The organism is Saprospira grandis str. Lewin (assembly GCF_000250635.1).
In the GTDB taxonomy this organism is placed as follows: domain Bacteria; phylum Bacteroidota; class Bacteroidia; order Chitinophagales; family Saprospiraceae; genus Saprospira; species Saprospira grandis.
Window position 1 is genome coordinate 3,421,125 of record NC_016940.1, and the last position, 16,658, is coordinate 3,437,782.

Here is a 16,658-nt window from a genome sequence, read left to right on the forward strand (position 1 = left end):
TTTCTTACTTAAAATAACCAACAGATGAAAAAGACCTTTTTTGGGGCCAGTTTGGCCCTTTCGCTATTGCTGGCTGGCTGTGCCAATGAACAGGCCGCCGAAATTAGCCAACTCAATGACCGTATCCGCCAAGATAGTATCCTGCTATCCGAAATGGGCCAAGAAATGACCGAAATCGATGAGGCTATTGAGCAGGTGCTAGATTATACCGCCGCCCAAGAAGGCCTAGAAGCGGGGGGCATTGACCTCTCTGATGCCTCTCAGGCAGAACGCCTAGGCAAAATTGAAGATATTATTAAGGCCAGCACCGCCAAAATTGAACGCCTAGAAGCCGATCTGGCCAAATCGCAATCCAGTTTGCTGAATAATGCTGGCCTGCGCAGAAGTATTGCGGCCCAGAAAAAATTGCTCTCCGAACAACAAGCAGAAATTAACCGCCTGAGTGGTAGAGTAGAAGAACTAGAGGTCGAAAATAGTACGCTCCGAGAAGAAAATGCAACTAAAACAGCCAAGATTGAGCGACAATCTAATGATTTGCAGGCCGCCCAAGCTAGTATCCAAGAAGCCGAAAACAGATTGATGCAGATTCAAGATCAAGTGAATCAGGCCCAAAGACAAAACCAAGCGGTCAATGATCAAATCAATCGAGAATATATGCAAATTGCCGCCACCCTCATCGAGATGGCTGAAGACCGTAAAGGCCTTTTTGGCAATGGCAAAAAACAACGCAAAGAGATGTGCATCAAAGCTATGCAGTACCTTTGTATGGCCCACCAAAGAGGGGTCTATCAAGCTATGACCGAAATCAATATTTTGCAGGGCCACAAAAAGCTAGGCAAATATGTCAAATACGAATCCTGTAATTCGGTGATGAATAAATAAGGCCCAAAAACAGAAAAGCCCTGCTCCTAAGAGCAGGGCTTTTTTTGTCAACAAGTTCAAGTTATTTTAACTCTCCCTTGCCCCAAAGTGCATAATTGCTTAATCCGCACTCCAAAAATTCCTGATATTTATCCGCATCAAAGACAGCGCCCACAGGGGTATTGAGGATAGTCTCATCGGGGGCCATCAACACATATAGCGGCTGAGACACTTGGCCAAAGTTGAGGCGCTCAAAGGCAGCCCACTTATTACCGACATTCCGAATCTTTTGGCCATCGGGAGCGGTAAGGGTTTTTTCTAGTTTTGTGCGATCATCTACATAGAGGGAAATGAGCACATATTCTTCATTCAGAATTTTATTGATTTCAGGCTTAACCCAAACCTGATCTTCCATCTTACGGCAGTTTTCACAGCCATAACCCGTAAAGTCAATCATGATAGGCAACTTCTGCTCTCTAGCATAAGCCAAACCTTCTTCATAATCGTGAAAGCAGTTTTGTAGTCCAGCAGGACAGTCGCAAGGATGATAGTAAGAGTAGCAAGCGGGGGGAGCCAATCCACTCATAATCGGAGGAGTGGCATAGGTGCCTGTTTTTTCATCTACCGTAAAGCCTAAGGCAAAATAAGTAGCCAAAGCAATGCTAAACAAGCCTAAACCTTTGCGGGGAAGGCTAATTTTAGCGCCTTTCATATCGTGTGGGAAGCGAATAAAGCCCAAAAGGTAAATCCCCATAGCAAAAGCTACCACCACATAAATCCCCAAGAAGGTTTCATATTTGAGCAGCTCCCAGTGCATGGTCATATCGGCCTTAGAAAGGAATTTGAAGGCCAAGGCCACCTCTACAAAACCCAAAACCACTTTCACTACATTCATCCAGCCACCAGAGCGGGGCAAAGAGTTGAGCCAACCCGGAAAGGCCGAGAAGAGCGCAAAAGGAAGGGCCAAAGCAGAAGAAAAACCGAGCATCCCCACAGCAGGAGCCAATTGGCCACCCTCTGCAGCTTGTACCAAAAGCGTCCCGATAATAGGACCTGTACAAGAGAAAGAGACCAAAGAAAGCGTAAAGGCCATAAAGAAAATACCTAGCAAACCACCACGGTCGGCCGCTCTATCGGTTTCATTGGACCAAGAAGAGGGCAGGGTAATTTCATAGTAGCCAAAGAAAGAAATGGCAAAAGCAATGAACAGAATAAAAAAGCTCAGGTTGGGAATCCAGTGGGTAGATAACCAGTTCAAAGCATTCTCTCCAAATACAATCGTAACAAACATCCCCAAAGCCACATAGATACCAATGATAGAAAGGCCGTAAATGGTCGCATTGCGAATCCCCTCGGCCTTAGATTGGCTGCGCTTGGTAAAGAAAGAGACCGTCAAGGGAATCATCGGAAAAACGCAGGGCGTCAATAAGGCAAATAATCCCCCAATAAAGCCAAAGAAGAAAATCATCCAAAGGCTGAGGTTGTCACTTTCTACCTCGGTCCCACAGTTCCCACGGGCTGCCGCAGCTTTTAAGCTGCTGCGAATATCAGGGCGATCAATGCCCGTCAATACTTTGTTCGGATCAATTTTGGGCGTGCTTGCCGCTGCGGCCTTAAAAAAGCTAAATTCCAAATCGGTAGGGGGCAAGCATTGCTCCTTATCACAAATCATATAGGTCAAAAAGCCCTCTAGGGCCTTGCTGCTGTCCAATACTTCTACCCGCTGTCGAATCTCTAGTTGGTTTTTGTATTTGGTCAGCTTCATATCAAAAAGCGGATCAAAACCAGAGACCTTATTTTTAGGGTCATTGGTGCTTTCTGTTGGACCAGAAAGTAGCTTGAAGTGATCGCCTTCTACAAAGTTGAGTTTGGTCGCTACCGGACCATCTTCTCCCTCCAAAAACTGCGAGTAGGTATGCCAGCCCTCAGTCATTTCTGCTCTAAAGATGAGCTCATAGCTGTTCCCTTCAATCAAACGCTTTTCATAGCTCCAGCTGATGGGCTGCCCCTCTACAGCACTACTATTTGGCGCTGTTTCTTCCTCTACAGTTACTTCTTCTTTGGGCGTTTCAGCAGCGGAATCTAGCTGGGCCGTTGTATTGGCCGCATCCTTTGCTTTTGGGGCAACTTGGCCCGATTTCCCATCTTCAGTAGACTCTTGGGCCGCCTTAGGCTGAGGCAAAGCCGCCAAGTCAATGTCAAATTCATAGTTGGTTGGAGGCAAACAACTTTGGTCATTACAGGTCATGTACTCTAAATAACCGACCAAGTGTTGCTGCTTATTAGGCGTGGCCACAGTCTTCAAAATCTGCAAGTCATTCTTATACTTGGTCACTTGCATCTCGAAAATCTCATCAAAACCCGATTTCTTGTTTCCTGGATCGCTACTGCTTTCACTGGCTTTTCCTACAGGCGTAAATTCTCCCTCCTCTATAGTCACAGAGGTGGCCACTGGCCCATCTTCAGAGGGCAAGTAGAGGGAATAGACATACCAGCCTTTTTCAATTTTGGCCTTAAAGGTAATGCTGTATTGCCCATTGCCTAGCGCTTTGGCCTCATGGCGCCAACGAACGGGCGTTTGGGCCGATAAACTGCCCAAAATGGCAAAGAGGGACAAAAAAGTAAATAGGGTCCTTAACATACTGATGGATATAAAAATATAGGAAAATGCTTGTTTTTAAAGAACTGTATGAAGTATAAACAGCCTTGCCAATCTCATTGGCTTTCGACAAAGCTAAAAAATATATCGCTTAATGGGCGTTAATCAAAGGTTAAGCAGAACTTTTGAGAATTGTAAAATTGTGATAATGCTTTTTTGGGGCTGCCCCTCCCTGCGGTCGGGTCGGGCTGTGCCGTGGCTCGCAGGTCTGCTCGGCCCTGTGGGGCTTTCACTTCGCTTCAGCCCCTAGGTCTGCGGCTGCGCCGCACCACTTTCCATCCCTCAGCCAGATTTAATCGCGCTGCTTTGGCTATAGTTTGTTATGAATTTTCTACTAGGCCAGCTATTTTTTAAGGGCATAGCCTTCGCTATGGCCGAGAAAAATAGAGCCGCCTACTGGGAAATTGCTACAAACTATAAAAGTGAGTGCGTTTAAATCTGGCTATTGCCTGCGGCGGCTTCGCCGCCTGTCCCCTCCAAAATGCCTATAGCCCTTCTAAGCGCCGAGCCGCCGCCGCTAAAGTCTCCTCGGTTTTGGCAAAACAAAAACGGACCACTTTGTTGTCAGGCTGCTCTTGGCTATAAAATGGAGAAAGCGGAATCACCGCCACGCCCTTTTCTATGGTCAACCAACGAGCAAAATCGACATCATTCAACTCCGAGATTTGGCTATAATCCCCCAACTGAAAATAACTGCCTCCAGAGGGCTCAAACTGAAAGGGCGTATCTTTCATAAGGTCCAAAAAGAGGTCCCGCTTGGCCTGAAAGAAGGCCGATAGCCCCAAATAAGTGCTGGGGTCTTCTAGGTATTCGGCTATGGCGTATTGTACAGCCGTATTGGCCGAAAAGACATTGAATTGATGGACCATCCTAAATTCTCGCATGAGTCGAGCCGCTCCCACTACATAACCCATTTTCCAACCCGTGCTGTGCAAGGTTTTCCCAAAAGAATAAGTAGCCAAGGTCCGATCTCGCAAAGCTGGATAGGAGAGGGCCGATAAATGCTTTTGCCCATCAAAGACAATATGCTCATAGACCTCATCACTCAATAGTATGATGTTCGTCGGCGCCAAAAGATCAGTTAGGGCCTGCATGTCTTCCTCCCTAAAGCAACGCCCAATAGGGTTATGCGGGCTGTTAATGATGAACATCCGCGTTTTCTCTGTAATCAGTTGGCCCAATTCCTCCCAATCTATGGCCCAATCTGGCGCTTTGAGGGCATAGGGTACTCCCTTGGCCCCAGCCAACTCAATGGCAGGCAGGTAACAATCATAGGCGGGCTCAATCACAATGACCTCATCGCCTGGGCGAACAAAGGCCATAATAGAGGAAAAGATAGCCTCTGTAGCTCCTGCCGTAATCGTAATCTCTGTAGCTGGATCATAACTGGCCCCATAAAGAGAGTCTATTTTTTTGGCCAAACGCTGGTTGAGCTCGGGCACTCCCGCCATGGGCGCATATTGGTTTTTACCCGCCAACATATATTTATGGACCAACTCTATCAAACGAGGATCTACGGGGTAGTTCGGAAAACCCTGCGATAGGTTGATGGCCTCATGCTTTTGGGCCAAGGCCGACATGACCGAGAATATAGTGGTCTCTGCCGATGGAAATTTAGAGGAAAACTGAATCATAGTTTCTTTTACTAAAGAAGATGAGGAGAGAAGGGGCCATTTAGGCGGCGCAGCCGCCTCAAGGAGCGAAGCGACGCGGCTGAGGGGCTGTAGCAGGGCCGCCAAAGGCGGCAGAGCCAGCGGGCGCAGCCCGCGCAGGGCCGAGCAGACTTGCGAGCTGCGCAATGGCCCGACCCAAGGCCGAAGGCCGAAGGGGCAGCCCCAAATAAAGGTCCCGAAAATAATAAGTTCTGCCTGTAATTACAAAAAAAAAGAGCCACCCAAAGGCAGCTCTTAGTGTATATAGTTGGTCGATCTTCTAACGGAATCCTCTAGGGATGTTGGGCATGCGCATATTGCCGCCCCCCGCTTGCATCTTACTCATCTGGAACATCATCTTACGCATTTGCTCAAACTGACGCAAAAACTGATTGATCTCCTCTACGCGGTTTCCGCTTCCTTTGGCAATCCGCTTTTTGCGGCTACCATTGATCACGCCAGGATTTCCCCGCTCTTCAGGAGTCATAGAAAGAATGATGGCCTCAATTTTATTAAAGGCATTGTCGTCAATGTCAATGTCCTTGGCAATCTTGCCCATACCCGGAATCATCCCGATCAAGCTCTTGAGGTTACCCATCTTGCGGATTTGGGCCAACTGCTTGAGAAAGTCGTTAAAGTCAAACTGATTCTTACGAATCTTCTTCTCTAGGCGCTTGGCTTCCTTCTCATCAAAGTCCTCTTGAGCCTTTTCTACCAATGAAATGATATCTCCCATACCCAAAATACGCTGGGCCATACGATCGGGGTGGAAAATGTCCAAGGTGTCCATTTTCTCTCCCATAGAGATAAACTTAATTGGCTTACCTACGGTGTATTTGATCGAAAGAGCAGCACCACCACGAGTATCCCCGTCCAATTTGGTCAAAACTACCCCATCATAATTGATGCGATCGTTAAAGGCCTTGGCCGTGTTTACCGCATCTTGTCCAGTCATCGAATCCACTACAAAGAGGGTCTCTGTAGGCTGAATCGCTTCTTTTACCGCAGCAATCTCCGTCATCATCTCCTCATCTACGGCCAAACGACCCGCAGTATCGACGATCACGACATCATATTTTCCTTTTTTGGCCTCGGCAATACCGTTTAGCGCAATCTCTACGGGGTTTTTGTTGTCCATCTCCTTGTAGATGTCAACACCCACCTGCTCGGCAACAACCGCCAACTGATTGATGGCCGCAGGACGATAAACGTCACAAGCAATCACCATCACTTTTTTGTTGCGCTTGTTTTTCAAGTGGCGAGAAAGCTTACCCGTAAAGGTCGTTTTACCAGAACCTTGTAGACCAGCAATCAAAACAATACCCGGATTGGCCTTGATGTTAATCCCTACAGATTGTCCACCCATCAATTCAACCAACTCATCCTGAACGATTTTAACCATCAAATCACCAGGACGTACCGATTTCAATACGTTGCGCTTTCCAAGGGCCTCTTCCTTTACTTTATCCGTAAAAGATTTGGCAATCTTGTAGTTTACATCGGCATCAACCAATGCACGGCGAATCGCTTTAACGGAGGTGGCCACATTGATTTCGGTCAACTTACCGTCACCCGAAAGGTTCTTAAAGGCCGCATCTAAATTATCTTGTAAATTGCTAAACATAAATATAGAGATCTATTTCTTCTTAGTTGAGATGGAGAGATGATTGGGGTTTAGAGGGGCAAATATAAGCATTTTTTATAGTTTTTTTAAATTTTTTTGGGGCTGCCCCGCCCTGCGGGCGGGTCGGGCCATTGCGCAGCTCGCAGGCCTGCTCGGCCCTTCGGCCTGCGGCCTCGGTCTGCCGCTTCGCGGCCCTGCTTCAGCCCCTCAGCCTGCGGGCGCTTGCGCGCCCTGTCCCATCCAAAACCCAGCTTTAGTAAACAATGGTGGCAAAGCCCTTAATCTCTTTCCTAAAGCCTCGGGCACCCGAAATCTGGACCTGCACCACATAAACGCCCGCCTGGCATTTGCGCCCATTGTTGTGTATGCGCCCGTTCCATTCGGCTCTGGGGTCTGTCGTCCGAAATACTTCTTCGCCCCAGCGGTTGTAAATCCGCATATCAAATTGCTCGATAAAGTCCAAATAACCCTCGCCCCGATAACCATCGTTTTTGCCATCATCATTGGGCGTAAAGGCATTGGGCAAGAAGTAGGTAATTTGCGGACTAATATCGACTACCGCCTGAGCCGTATCTGGGCAACCATTGCGATGATAAACCACTTGCTGCACCAAATATAAACCCGTATCTGCATAGTTGTGTATGGGGTTTTGCTGCAAGACCTGCTGTCCATCGCCAAAGTCCCAAGACCAAAGGTTGGCCCGCATCGACTGATCTGCAAACTGGACCTCTGGGTTTTGAAAGGAAATCTCCCCTGCATTAACCGCCGCAAAGCTAAAGCCCGCCACTGGCTCTTCCAAGATATCGATCTGGGCCGAAAAGCTGTCTACACAGCCCGCAGCAGAATTGACCCGCAAAGACAAGGGATAACTGCCAAAACTGCTGTAACTCAAATCAGGCTGAGCGGCATTGCTCCGGCGACCATCGCCCAAATTCCAACTATAGCTATAGCCCTCAATAGGGTAGGGGTAGCCCTCAGGCATAGGCACCGTAGAGGGACCGCAAAGCCGTAGCGGCTGCAAATCGACAGGGAAGATGGGCAGGGGCCGCCAATAGACACTATCTGTGGTCTGGTCCTGACAACCATTTTCATCCTCTACTTCCAATTGGACCAGATAATAGCCCGTGTCGGGGTAGTTGTAAAAATGGTCCACTAAAGGGTCTGTACTGCTATTGCCATCCCCAAAACTCCAGAAGCTCTGCGTTAAAATGCCTTCATTGCTTGGGACCGAGAGGTTGCGGAAACGCATGGCCCCAATTTCACAGGCATCATATCGACTATCAAAACGGGCCTCGGGCAAACCATTCGCCTGAATGGTATCATAGAAGGTCTGCTCACAACCCGAAGCCGTACGGACCAATAGGCTGGCGTAGTAGGTCCCGCCGTTCTCATAGACATAGTTGCTGTCAAAAGCAGTTGTGCTATTGCCATCGCCAAAGGACCAAAGGAAGCTGTAGCCCGGATAATCATTCAATATATTATTATCAAAGTTTACCGCTACGGGCACACAGGCCTCTGTCGAATGACTATTGACCGGAAAAACAGGGGCAGGGTAATAAGGCATAAGCTGTATACTCGTATCTCTACAAGCATTTACATCCTCTACAATGAGTTGGATGTAGTAGCTGTCTCTAGGCGGATAACTAATCACGGTATCCTGATGGGTAGATAAAACGGCGCTTTGCCCATTGCCAAAGTCCCAATCCCAAAGACGAAGGCTGTCTCCCGCTAGATTAGTCGTTGATTCTTGGCTAAAGAAGACCCCGGTGTATTCGCAAGAGTCAAAACTATAGCTAAACTGGGCATTGGGGTTTTCATGCACCACAATTGTATCGTAAAAGTCGCCAGTACAACCCGTAGGAGAAAGGATGTATAAATGGACCAAATACTCTCCAGGCTGTTGATAGAGGTAAGTGGGGCTAGCAGCAGTATCAGTTCCCCCATCCCCAAAGTTCCATTGGGTGCTATACCCATTTATCGGATAGGAGTTATTGATGAAGTTTATATTCAAAGGCTCACAACCCACACTATCACTGACATCTACGGCCACAATGGGCGCAGGATGCCAGGCTACGGTTTGTACAACCGTATCTCGACAGCTATTGCTGTCTTCTACAATGAGTTGGACCTCAAAGTCGCCAGCCAAATTATATAAATGGCTGGTATCTTGGGCCGATAAAATGGTCCCATCATCAAAGTCCCATTGCCAAAATTGCAGGGGCGTACCTGCGGGATTGGTCTGGGCCTGCTCATCAAAACTGACGGCCCCAATGACGCAAGGATCAAAACTGCTGCTAAACTGGGCCGTTGGTAGCTCAAAAATGTCTACGGTATCCAAAAAACTATCGGTACAGCCCAAAGGCGAAGTGATCACTAGCTCTATCGGGTATACCCCCGCCTGCGTATAAATATGGCTGGGACTAGCCGCCGTATCCGAGGCCCCATCGCCAAAGTCCCAAATGGTGCTATAGCCATTGATGGGATAAGAATTATTTACGAAGTTAATGATAGAAGGCCGACAACCACTATTATCCGTTAAGCTCACATCAATTACGGGCTTGGGATACCATTGAATGCTATCCGAAATCGTATCGGTACAGCCATTGATGTCTGTAATGGCCAATTGAACCGGATAGCTCCCCGCCAAAGCATACAAATGGCTACTGTTTTGGGTCGTTTCTAAGGTTCCATCCATAAAGTCCCAATTCCAACTGACAATAGCATCGCCCTGGCTGTTTGGGCTAGAGGCATCAAAGAAATCTACAGCAGCATATTCACAGCTATCATAAGTATAATTATAAGCGGCAGTAGGCCCTTCATAAACTTCTATGAATTGTGGCTGTAGGTCCTGACTGACACAACCCCAAGGCGAAACATGGGTCAAACTGACATCATATTGGCCCGGATTGGGGTAGGCATGGCCCACTGTTGGGCTCAGATTGGAGCTGTCCCCATCGCCAAAGTCCCAAATGGTCTGATAGGCTGGCGTAAAGGGATGAGAACTATGTGTAAAGGTCGCATAATGCGGCTCACAACCATTAGGATCGTCTACGGTAAATTGAGGAATAGCTGGTGGATACCAATCTACTGGAAAGGCAATTTGTTCCTCGCAACCATTGCTGTCGGTAACCACCAAATTGACCTGATATTGGCCCGCATTGGGGAAGAGATGGTTGGGGTTTTGTTGGTTGCTGCTTGTCCCATCCCCAAAGTCCCAATCCCATTGGGCAATGGTTCCTCCCCCCCCAATGGTCGTCGAGTCTATAAACTGTAAAGGCGGAACACCCAGATTACAAGAGTCAATAACCACTCCCCAATTAGGGAAAATTGGCGGATAGACCTCTACGGTAATATAAGCCGTATCGGTACAGCCAACTTGGCCCGGATTGGCTACCAACCAGCCATTATAAACATCGGGGCCAGGAAAAACAACAGTGGGACTTACCAAAGAAGAACTAGCCGCCGTCCCATTGTTAAGATCAAAACGCCATTCATAAGAAGTGATTAAGGTCTGTGGGTTAGCTGTGCTCTGATTGACAAACTGAAAAACATTATTGTCACATTGATTAACTAAAAAACCTTGCCCATCTGCTGTTACCGAATCGGCAAAGATGGATGCATTGACATTAGAAAAACAGGGCTCTACATTAAACTGAAAGTCTCTTAAGGTGCTGCTTAAAAGGTTGCCATTGGCATCAAACTCCGATACGCAAACCCCCACCACATACTGTCCGATTTGTGTGGGCGTTCCCGTCAGTAGGCCCGTATTGGGGTCAATGCTGAGGGCGGGGTTGGCGGGCATGGGGTTAGTTGCTGACAAGCCGGCGGAAAAAGGCACATTGACATAGGGCGGGGCCGCTGGGGGAGAGGGCGCGGGGTCTAATGAAGAGCCCCCCGTAGAGGGCGTACAAAGAGAGTAGCTAAGTGTATGCCCATCTTGGTCCGTGGCCGCATGGTCAAAAACTAGGGGCTGGTTGGCACAGATTACAATGGGCGGATAGTTGTTGAAAACAGGGCTGCTGTTGCAGGATAGCATGGCCGCTCCCGACAAAAATATGCTGTAGGTGGCCCCTACTGCACCCGGCTGCACTAGGTTATTGATGGTGTTGTTTCGGCAACAACGCTGATAAGATATATAATAGCCATCGGCATCATAGGGCAGGTTGATGCTGGTCGTATAGACCCCTTCTTCCACCTCTACACTACCGGGACTCACCGACAAACAGGGGTTGGTGAGATCAATTGGGGCGGTAGTAATAACAGGGCTGCTAAGACTTAACTGTTGGTACAATAAATTATTACTTCCTCTAAAAATTCCCAGGCTAGCGGGGTTATCAAAGCCGGCTTGCCCATTGATGGCATCTCGGTAGACCTTGAGGGTGAGGCGAATACTCATCATTTGGGTGCTGCTATTAAAACCTAGGCATTCATAGCTAATTACACCGCCCACAATATGCGTGGCCTGACTTTTTGGTCCAAATAAAAGCAGTAGGGCTAAAAAAAGTAGCGAAGAGAATTTCATTGATTTTGTTTTTTAGGAGGGGGAAGATAATTTGGGGCTGCCCCTTCGGCCCTTTGGGCCTTCGGGTCGGGCTCTGCGGGGGCTCGCAGGTCTGCTCGGCCCATCGCTTTTTTTCGCTTTGCTCAAAAAGCTTGGTCTGGCCTTCGGCCACCCCCTACCATCCCTCAGCCGAGGCGCTCTGGGCGGAGATGGCTCTGCTAGAAGGGGGCGGGCCAGCTTGGCCGAAGCGCAGTTGGTCCATTTGGCCACAATAAGCCCTTTAGGGCGCAGTTCGACGACCAGAGGGAGTAACCGATGTGCAAGGGCGCAGCAGGTCCATTTGGCCACAACAAGCCCTTTAGGGCGCAGTTCGACGACCAGAGGGAGTAACCGATGTGCAAGGGCGCAGCAGGTCCATTTGGCCTAGCGATGTGCAGCAGTGGCCCGCAGGGCCAGACCGAGCCAGCGAAGCTGGCGAAGGGCCGAGCGAATAGCGAGCTGCGGAACGTAGCGCCGCAAGGCGAAGCCGCAGCGGAGGCCCCAAACCATCAGCAAAATTTGCTCCTATATAGAGCAGCTGATGTAGATGGCCCAAAGAACTATTGCCCTAGGGGCGCTCGGAATGAACTGAGCTAAAGTACTTTATACGGATTGAGAATGCCTTTGGGGTCAAAACTCGTCTTAATATTTTTAAGTAGTTGTAGGGCAGTGGGCGCAAAAGCAATGTCCATATAAGGGCGCTGTACCAAACCGATGCCGTGTTCTCCAGAAATGGTGCCACCCAAACTAGTGGTCAGCTCAAAGATTTCGCGGATGCCCTTGGGCAGCTCATTTTGCCAAGCGTCTTCGCTCAATTGGCCCTTAATAATATTAACGTGTAAATTGCCATCGCCGGCATGGCCGTAGCAGATGGAGCTAAAGCCATATTTTGCGCCAATCTCCTTTACGCCCGCCAAAAGTTGGGGCAATTTGGCCCTGGGGACCACCGTGTCTTCCTCCTTATATATAGAGTGACTTTTTACGGCCTGCCCAACATTGCGACGGCTTTGCCAAATTTGCCGCTGCTGCTCCTCATTGTCGGCAAAAAGGAGTTCTATGCAATCAAATTGGTCCAAGACTTCCTGAATTTTCTCGCAATCGGCATAAAGGGGCTCTAGATAATGCCCATCTACTTCAATAATGAGTTGGGCCGCCGTTTCTTCTGGAACAGGCAAGGGGCTGCCGCCCATGTATTCAATAGCCCGATCTATAGCCGCCCGCTCCATAAATTCTAGGGCCGAGGGGGTAATTCCCGCCCGAAAAATAGCAGAAACGGCCGCGCAAGCCCCTTCTGCCGAGCGAAATGGGGCCAACATCAACAAGCGTTTGCTAGGCAAGGGAATTAGGCGAAGCACCGCCCGAACCACAATGCCCAAACAACCTTCACTCCCCACAATCAACTGGGTCAAATTAAAACCCGTCGAGTTTTTGAGGGTGTTGGCGCCGGTCCAAATAACTGAACCATCGGCCAAGACCAGTTGCAGATTGAGCACATAGTCCTTAACCACCCCATACTTTAGGGCGCGGGGACCGCCCGCATTGGTCGCAATATTTCCCCCAATAAAGGACCAGCCTCTGCTGGCTGGATCGGGGGGATAATAGAGGCCTTTTTCGGCTAGGGTATTTTGTAGTTCTTCCGTAATGACGCCAGCCTCTACCGTAACTTGCAAATTCTCCTCATCAATCTCTACAATCTGATTGAAGTTTTCCATGCTCAGCAAAACGCCCCCAGCTACGGGCAGGGCGCCACCCGCTAGGCCAGTGCCCGCTCCTCTGGGCGTGATGGGGATCTCATTTTCCCAACAATAACGAACAATAGCCTGTAATTCTTCGAGTCGGGCGGGTTTCAATAGGATTTCGGCCAGAAAACAAAGGTCTTCGGTATGGTCCTGTCCATATTGGGCCAAGATTTCTTGGGCGCTTGCTGCATTTTCGGGGGCCACAAACTGGGCTAAGGCCTCTTTTTCGGCCTCCGAAAGGATTCTTCTCTTGATGCTCATGTTTATACCGCTTTATATTATATGTATAATTAACGCAAAGAAAGAGATTATTGTTAAGTGGGTCAAGTTTAATCAACTTCCTAAGGCTTTGTTAAGAGTTTATGGACTCTACTTGCTTGGAATGTAGCCACGGAAGCTTACGGACATCTCAGATTGGCTCCGTGGCCGCCACGGAGGCTTACGGACATCTCAGATTGGCTCCGTGGCCGCCACGGAAGCTTACGGACATCTCAGATTGGCTCCGTGGCCGCCACGGAGGCTTACGGACATCTCAGATTGGCTCCGTGGCCGCCACGGAGGCTTACGGACATCTCGGATTAGCTCCGTGGCCGCCACGGAGGCTTACGGACATCTCAGATTGGCTCCGTGGCGGCCACGGAAGCTTACGGACATCTCGGATTAGCTCCGTGGCCACCACGGAAGCTTACGGACATCTCGGATTGGCTCCGTGGCCGCCACGGAGGCTTACGGACATCTCGGATTGGCTCCCTGCCTCCTTCTTCCAAGCCATTAACCCTCAACTAACAAAGGCTTAACATTAAATTAGGCCTTCAGATTTTCCTCCTCCTCCTTAAGGGCTTAGCTTTGTGCCAATTTAGGACAAAGTAGGCAAGCAATAGCTTACTATTTAGAACAACAGATAATATCCCTCTTATGAAGCTTTGGCAGAAAGATGGCGTGGCGGTGTCTAAGGAAATTGAACGTTTTACGATTGGCAAGGACCGAGAACTGGACCTCCTTTTGGCCAAACATGATGTTCGTGGAACATTAGCACATATTCAGATGCTAGAAAGCATCGATCTTCTAGGCAGCCAAGAGCTGCCTATTTTGCAGGCGGAACTTCGTAAAATACATGCAGAGATAGAAGCGGGGAATTTTGAGATAGAAGAGGGGATAGAGGATGTACATTCTCAGGTAGAGCTCTTATTGAGTCGAAGATTGGGCGATTTGGGCAAGAAAATTCATTCGGGCCGTTCGCGCAATGACCAAGTATTGTTGGACCTCAAGTTGTTCATTAGAGATGAGATTCAGGAATTGGTGGAACTCGTGGTTCCGCTTTTTCATACCTTATTACAACAGAGTGAAAAATACAAAGAAGTCTTATTGCCAGGCTACACGCATTATCAGGTAGCCATGCCTTCTTCTTTTGGGCTTTGGTTTGCGGCCTATGCCGAGAGTTTGGTCGATGATCTTTTAGTGTTGCAGGCGGCCTTTAAGGTAGCGAATAAAAACCCTTTGGGATCGGCTGCGGGATATGGTTCTTCATTTCCTTTGAACCGTCAGATGACCACTGATTTATTGGGTTTTGATAGTTTGAACTACAATGTGGTCTATGCTCAGATGGGGCGGGGCAAAACCGAGCGTTTGGTAGCTGAAGCCTTGGCCTCCATTGCGGGGACCTTGGCCAAGATGGCGCAGGATGTTTGTCTATATATTAGTCAGAACTTTGGCTTCATTAGCTTTCCGACTAGTTTGACCACAGGCTCGAGCATTATGCCGCACAAAAAGAATCCCGATGTCTTTGAGTTGATTCGGGCCAAATGCAATAAGATCATGGCCTTGCCCAATGAGATCATGTTGATCACGGCCAATTTGGCTTCGGGCTATCATCGAGACCTACAGATCATCAAAGAGAGCTTCCTGCCCGTATTTGCGGAGATTAAAGATTGCGTAGCGATCACGGATTATAGTCTACAGCAAATAAAGGTCAAGCAAAACATATTGGACCAAGAGAAGTACCGCTATCTCTTTTCTGTAGAAGTGGTCAATCAGATGGTTTTGGAGGGGATGACCTTCCGAGATGCCTATAAAAAGATTGGGGAAGATATTGAGGCGGGGCAATTTGAGCCGAGTCGAGATATTCAGCATCAGCATGAGGGCAGCATTGGTAATTTGTGTAATGATAAGATTGAGACCTTGATGCAGTCTACGCTCAAGGGCTTTTCATTCGATAAAATTGAGGCGGCATTGGCGGCCCTACTTAGCGATTAACTTTATATGGAGTTGGCGGAAACGTCAGCTCCTTTTTTTTTGTCAAATTTCTTCAAATAACAGCAACAGTTATGAATCCTAAGCAACTGGTTCAGGAAAAAATCAAAACATTAGGCGGATGGGTAAACACGCATGCGCATCTCGATCGGGCCTATACCCTTACGCCCGATAATTTCCAGTACAGTTATTCTTATCTCAAAGAAAAATGGCATTTGGTCGATGAGATGAAGCAGGCCGCCACGGTAGATGACATTTACCGCAGAATGTCGCAGGCCGTAGAGCTTTTTATTGAGCAGGGCGCGCAGGCCATTGGCACCTTCATTGACGTTGATGATAAGATTGAGGACAAGGCCATCAAGGCGGCCATGAAGATTAGAGAGAACTACAAAAACGACCTAGAGATTCGTTTTGCCAATCAGGTCCTCAAGGGGGTAATTGATCCCAAGGCTCGCAAATGGTTTGACATGTCGGTAGACTTTGTGGACATCATTGGCGGTTTGCCAGCCAAAGATTTCGGTCGAGAAGATGAGCATTTAGACATTTTGTTGTCTACGGCTAAGGAGAAGGGCAAACTCGTGCATGTGCATGTCGATCAGTTCAATACAGATGAAGAAAAGGAGACCGAGCAGCTAGCGCATAAAACCATAGAGCATGGCATGCAGGGCAAGGTATCGGCTATCCATTGTATTTCCTTGGCGGCCCATCCTCGTCAGTATCGGGAGCAGGTATATGAGTTGCTCAAGAAGGCGGAGGTACACATCATTTCTTGTCCCACGGCTTGGATTGACCACAACCGCACAGAGCGTTTGGCCCCCAGCCACAACTCCATCACGCCCGTAGACGAGATGGTGCCGGCGGGCCTCAATGTTGCTTTTGGCACAGACAATATTTGCGACATCTACAAACCTTTTTCTGATGGCGACCTTTGGACCGAAATGCGGGTCATGTTAGAGGCTTGTCACTTTTATAATGTAGAGGAGTTGGCCAAGATTGCCACGGTAAACGGCCTTAAAGCTTTAGGCATCGAGAAATAGCGATTAGTTATCTTCAGCCACCCAATTAGAAAAGCCGTCTCTGTTTAGGAGGCGGCTTTTGCTGTTAGGATTGATCCTATTATTTTGGGGCCCGCGGCCGTCTCGGCTATCGCCTCGCTTGGCCGCCGCTATGCTGCGGGGCTCACAGGTCTGTTCGGCCCTGCAGCCGCCTTTGGCGGCTTTGGTCTGGCGCTTTGCGCCACCCCTGCGCAGCGCTGGGCCGTTTGGCCTTCGGCCATGGCGGCTTTGCCGCCTGCTGTTCATCGCCTAGGGACAAGCCCCTAGGCTAATCCAAT

General features: G+C 48.7%; 8 protein-coding genes. 3 read left to right on the plus strand and 5 right to left on the minus strand.

Annotated elements, in window-relative coordinates; all coding sequences use genetic code 11:
* Nucleotides 1-24 precede the first annotated feature (24 nt).
* Nucleotides 25-882: a hypothetical protein gene (locus SGRA_RS15075; RefSeq protein WP_015693631.1), complete on the plus strand. Its 858-nt coding sequence runs from the start codon at nucleotides 25-27 to the stop codon at nucleotides 880-882.
* Nucleotides 883-943: 61 nt separating this feature from the next.
* On the opposite strand, the gene SGRA_RS15080 is transcribed toward SGRA_RS15075, so the two are convergent.
* The 5 genes from SGRA_RS15080 to SGRA_RS15105 all read right to left on the minus strand — a co-directional run bounded on the left by SGRA_RS15080 (nucleotide 944) and on the right by SGRA_RS15105 (nucleotide 13,336).
* A complete protein-coding gene (locus tag SGRA_RS15080; RefSeq protein WP_015693632.1) occupies nucleotides 944-3,502 on the minus strand; it encodes a protein-disulfide reductase DsbD family protein in 2,559 nt (852 codons plus the stop codon).
* Between the two features lie 503 nt (nucleotides 3,503-4,005).
* A complete protein-coding gene (locus tag SGRA_RS15085) occupies nucleotides 4,006-5,154 on the minus strand; it encodes a methionine aminotransferase (protein WP_015693634.1) in 1,149 nt (382 codons plus the stop codon).
* A 298-nt stretch (nucleotides 5,155-5,452) separates the two neighbouring features.
* A complete protein-coding gene (gene ffh / locus SGRA_RS15090) occupies nucleotides 5,453-6,796 on the minus strand; it encodes a signal recognition particle protein (RefSeq protein WP_015693635.1) in 1,344 nt (447 codons plus the stop codon).
* A gap of 253 nt (nucleotides 6,797-7,049) precedes the next feature.
* Nucleotides 7,050-11,318, minus strand: a complete 4,269-nt coding sequence (locus SGRA_RS15095) for a T9SS C-terminal target domain-containing protein (RefSeq protein WP_015693636.1) — start codon at nucleotides 11,316-11,318, stop codon at nucleotides 7,050-7,052.
* Nucleotides 11,319-11,929: 611 nt separating this feature from the next.
* Nucleotides 11,930-13,336: an FAD-binding oxidoreductase gene (locus SGRA_RS15105; protein ID WP_015693640.1), complete on the minus strand. Its 1,407-nt coding sequence runs from the start codon at nucleotides 13,334-13,336 to the stop codon at nucleotides 11,930-11,932.
* Nucleotides 13,337-13,990: 654 nt separating this feature from the next.
* Here SGRA_RS15105 and argH point away from each other — a divergent pair.
* Both argH and SGRA_RS15115 read left to right on the plus strand, forming a co-directional pair.
* Nucleotides 13,991-15,328 (plus strand): argininosuccinate lyase, encoded by a 1,338-nt coding sequence (argH, locus tag SGRA_RS15110; protein WP_015693642.1) that lies wholly within the window; start codon nucleotides 13,991-13,993, stop codon nucleotides 15,326-15,328.
* Between the two features lie 71 nt (nucleotides 15,329-15,399).
* Nucleotides 15,400-16,362 carry an amidohydrolase family protein gene (locus tag SGRA_RS15115; RefSeq protein WP_015693643.1) on the plus strand — a complete coding sequence of 321 codons (963 nt, stop codon included), beginning with the start codon at nucleotides 15,400-15,402 and terminating at the stop codon, nucleotides 16,360-16,362.
* Nucleotides 16,363-16,658: the final 296 nt, after the last annotated feature.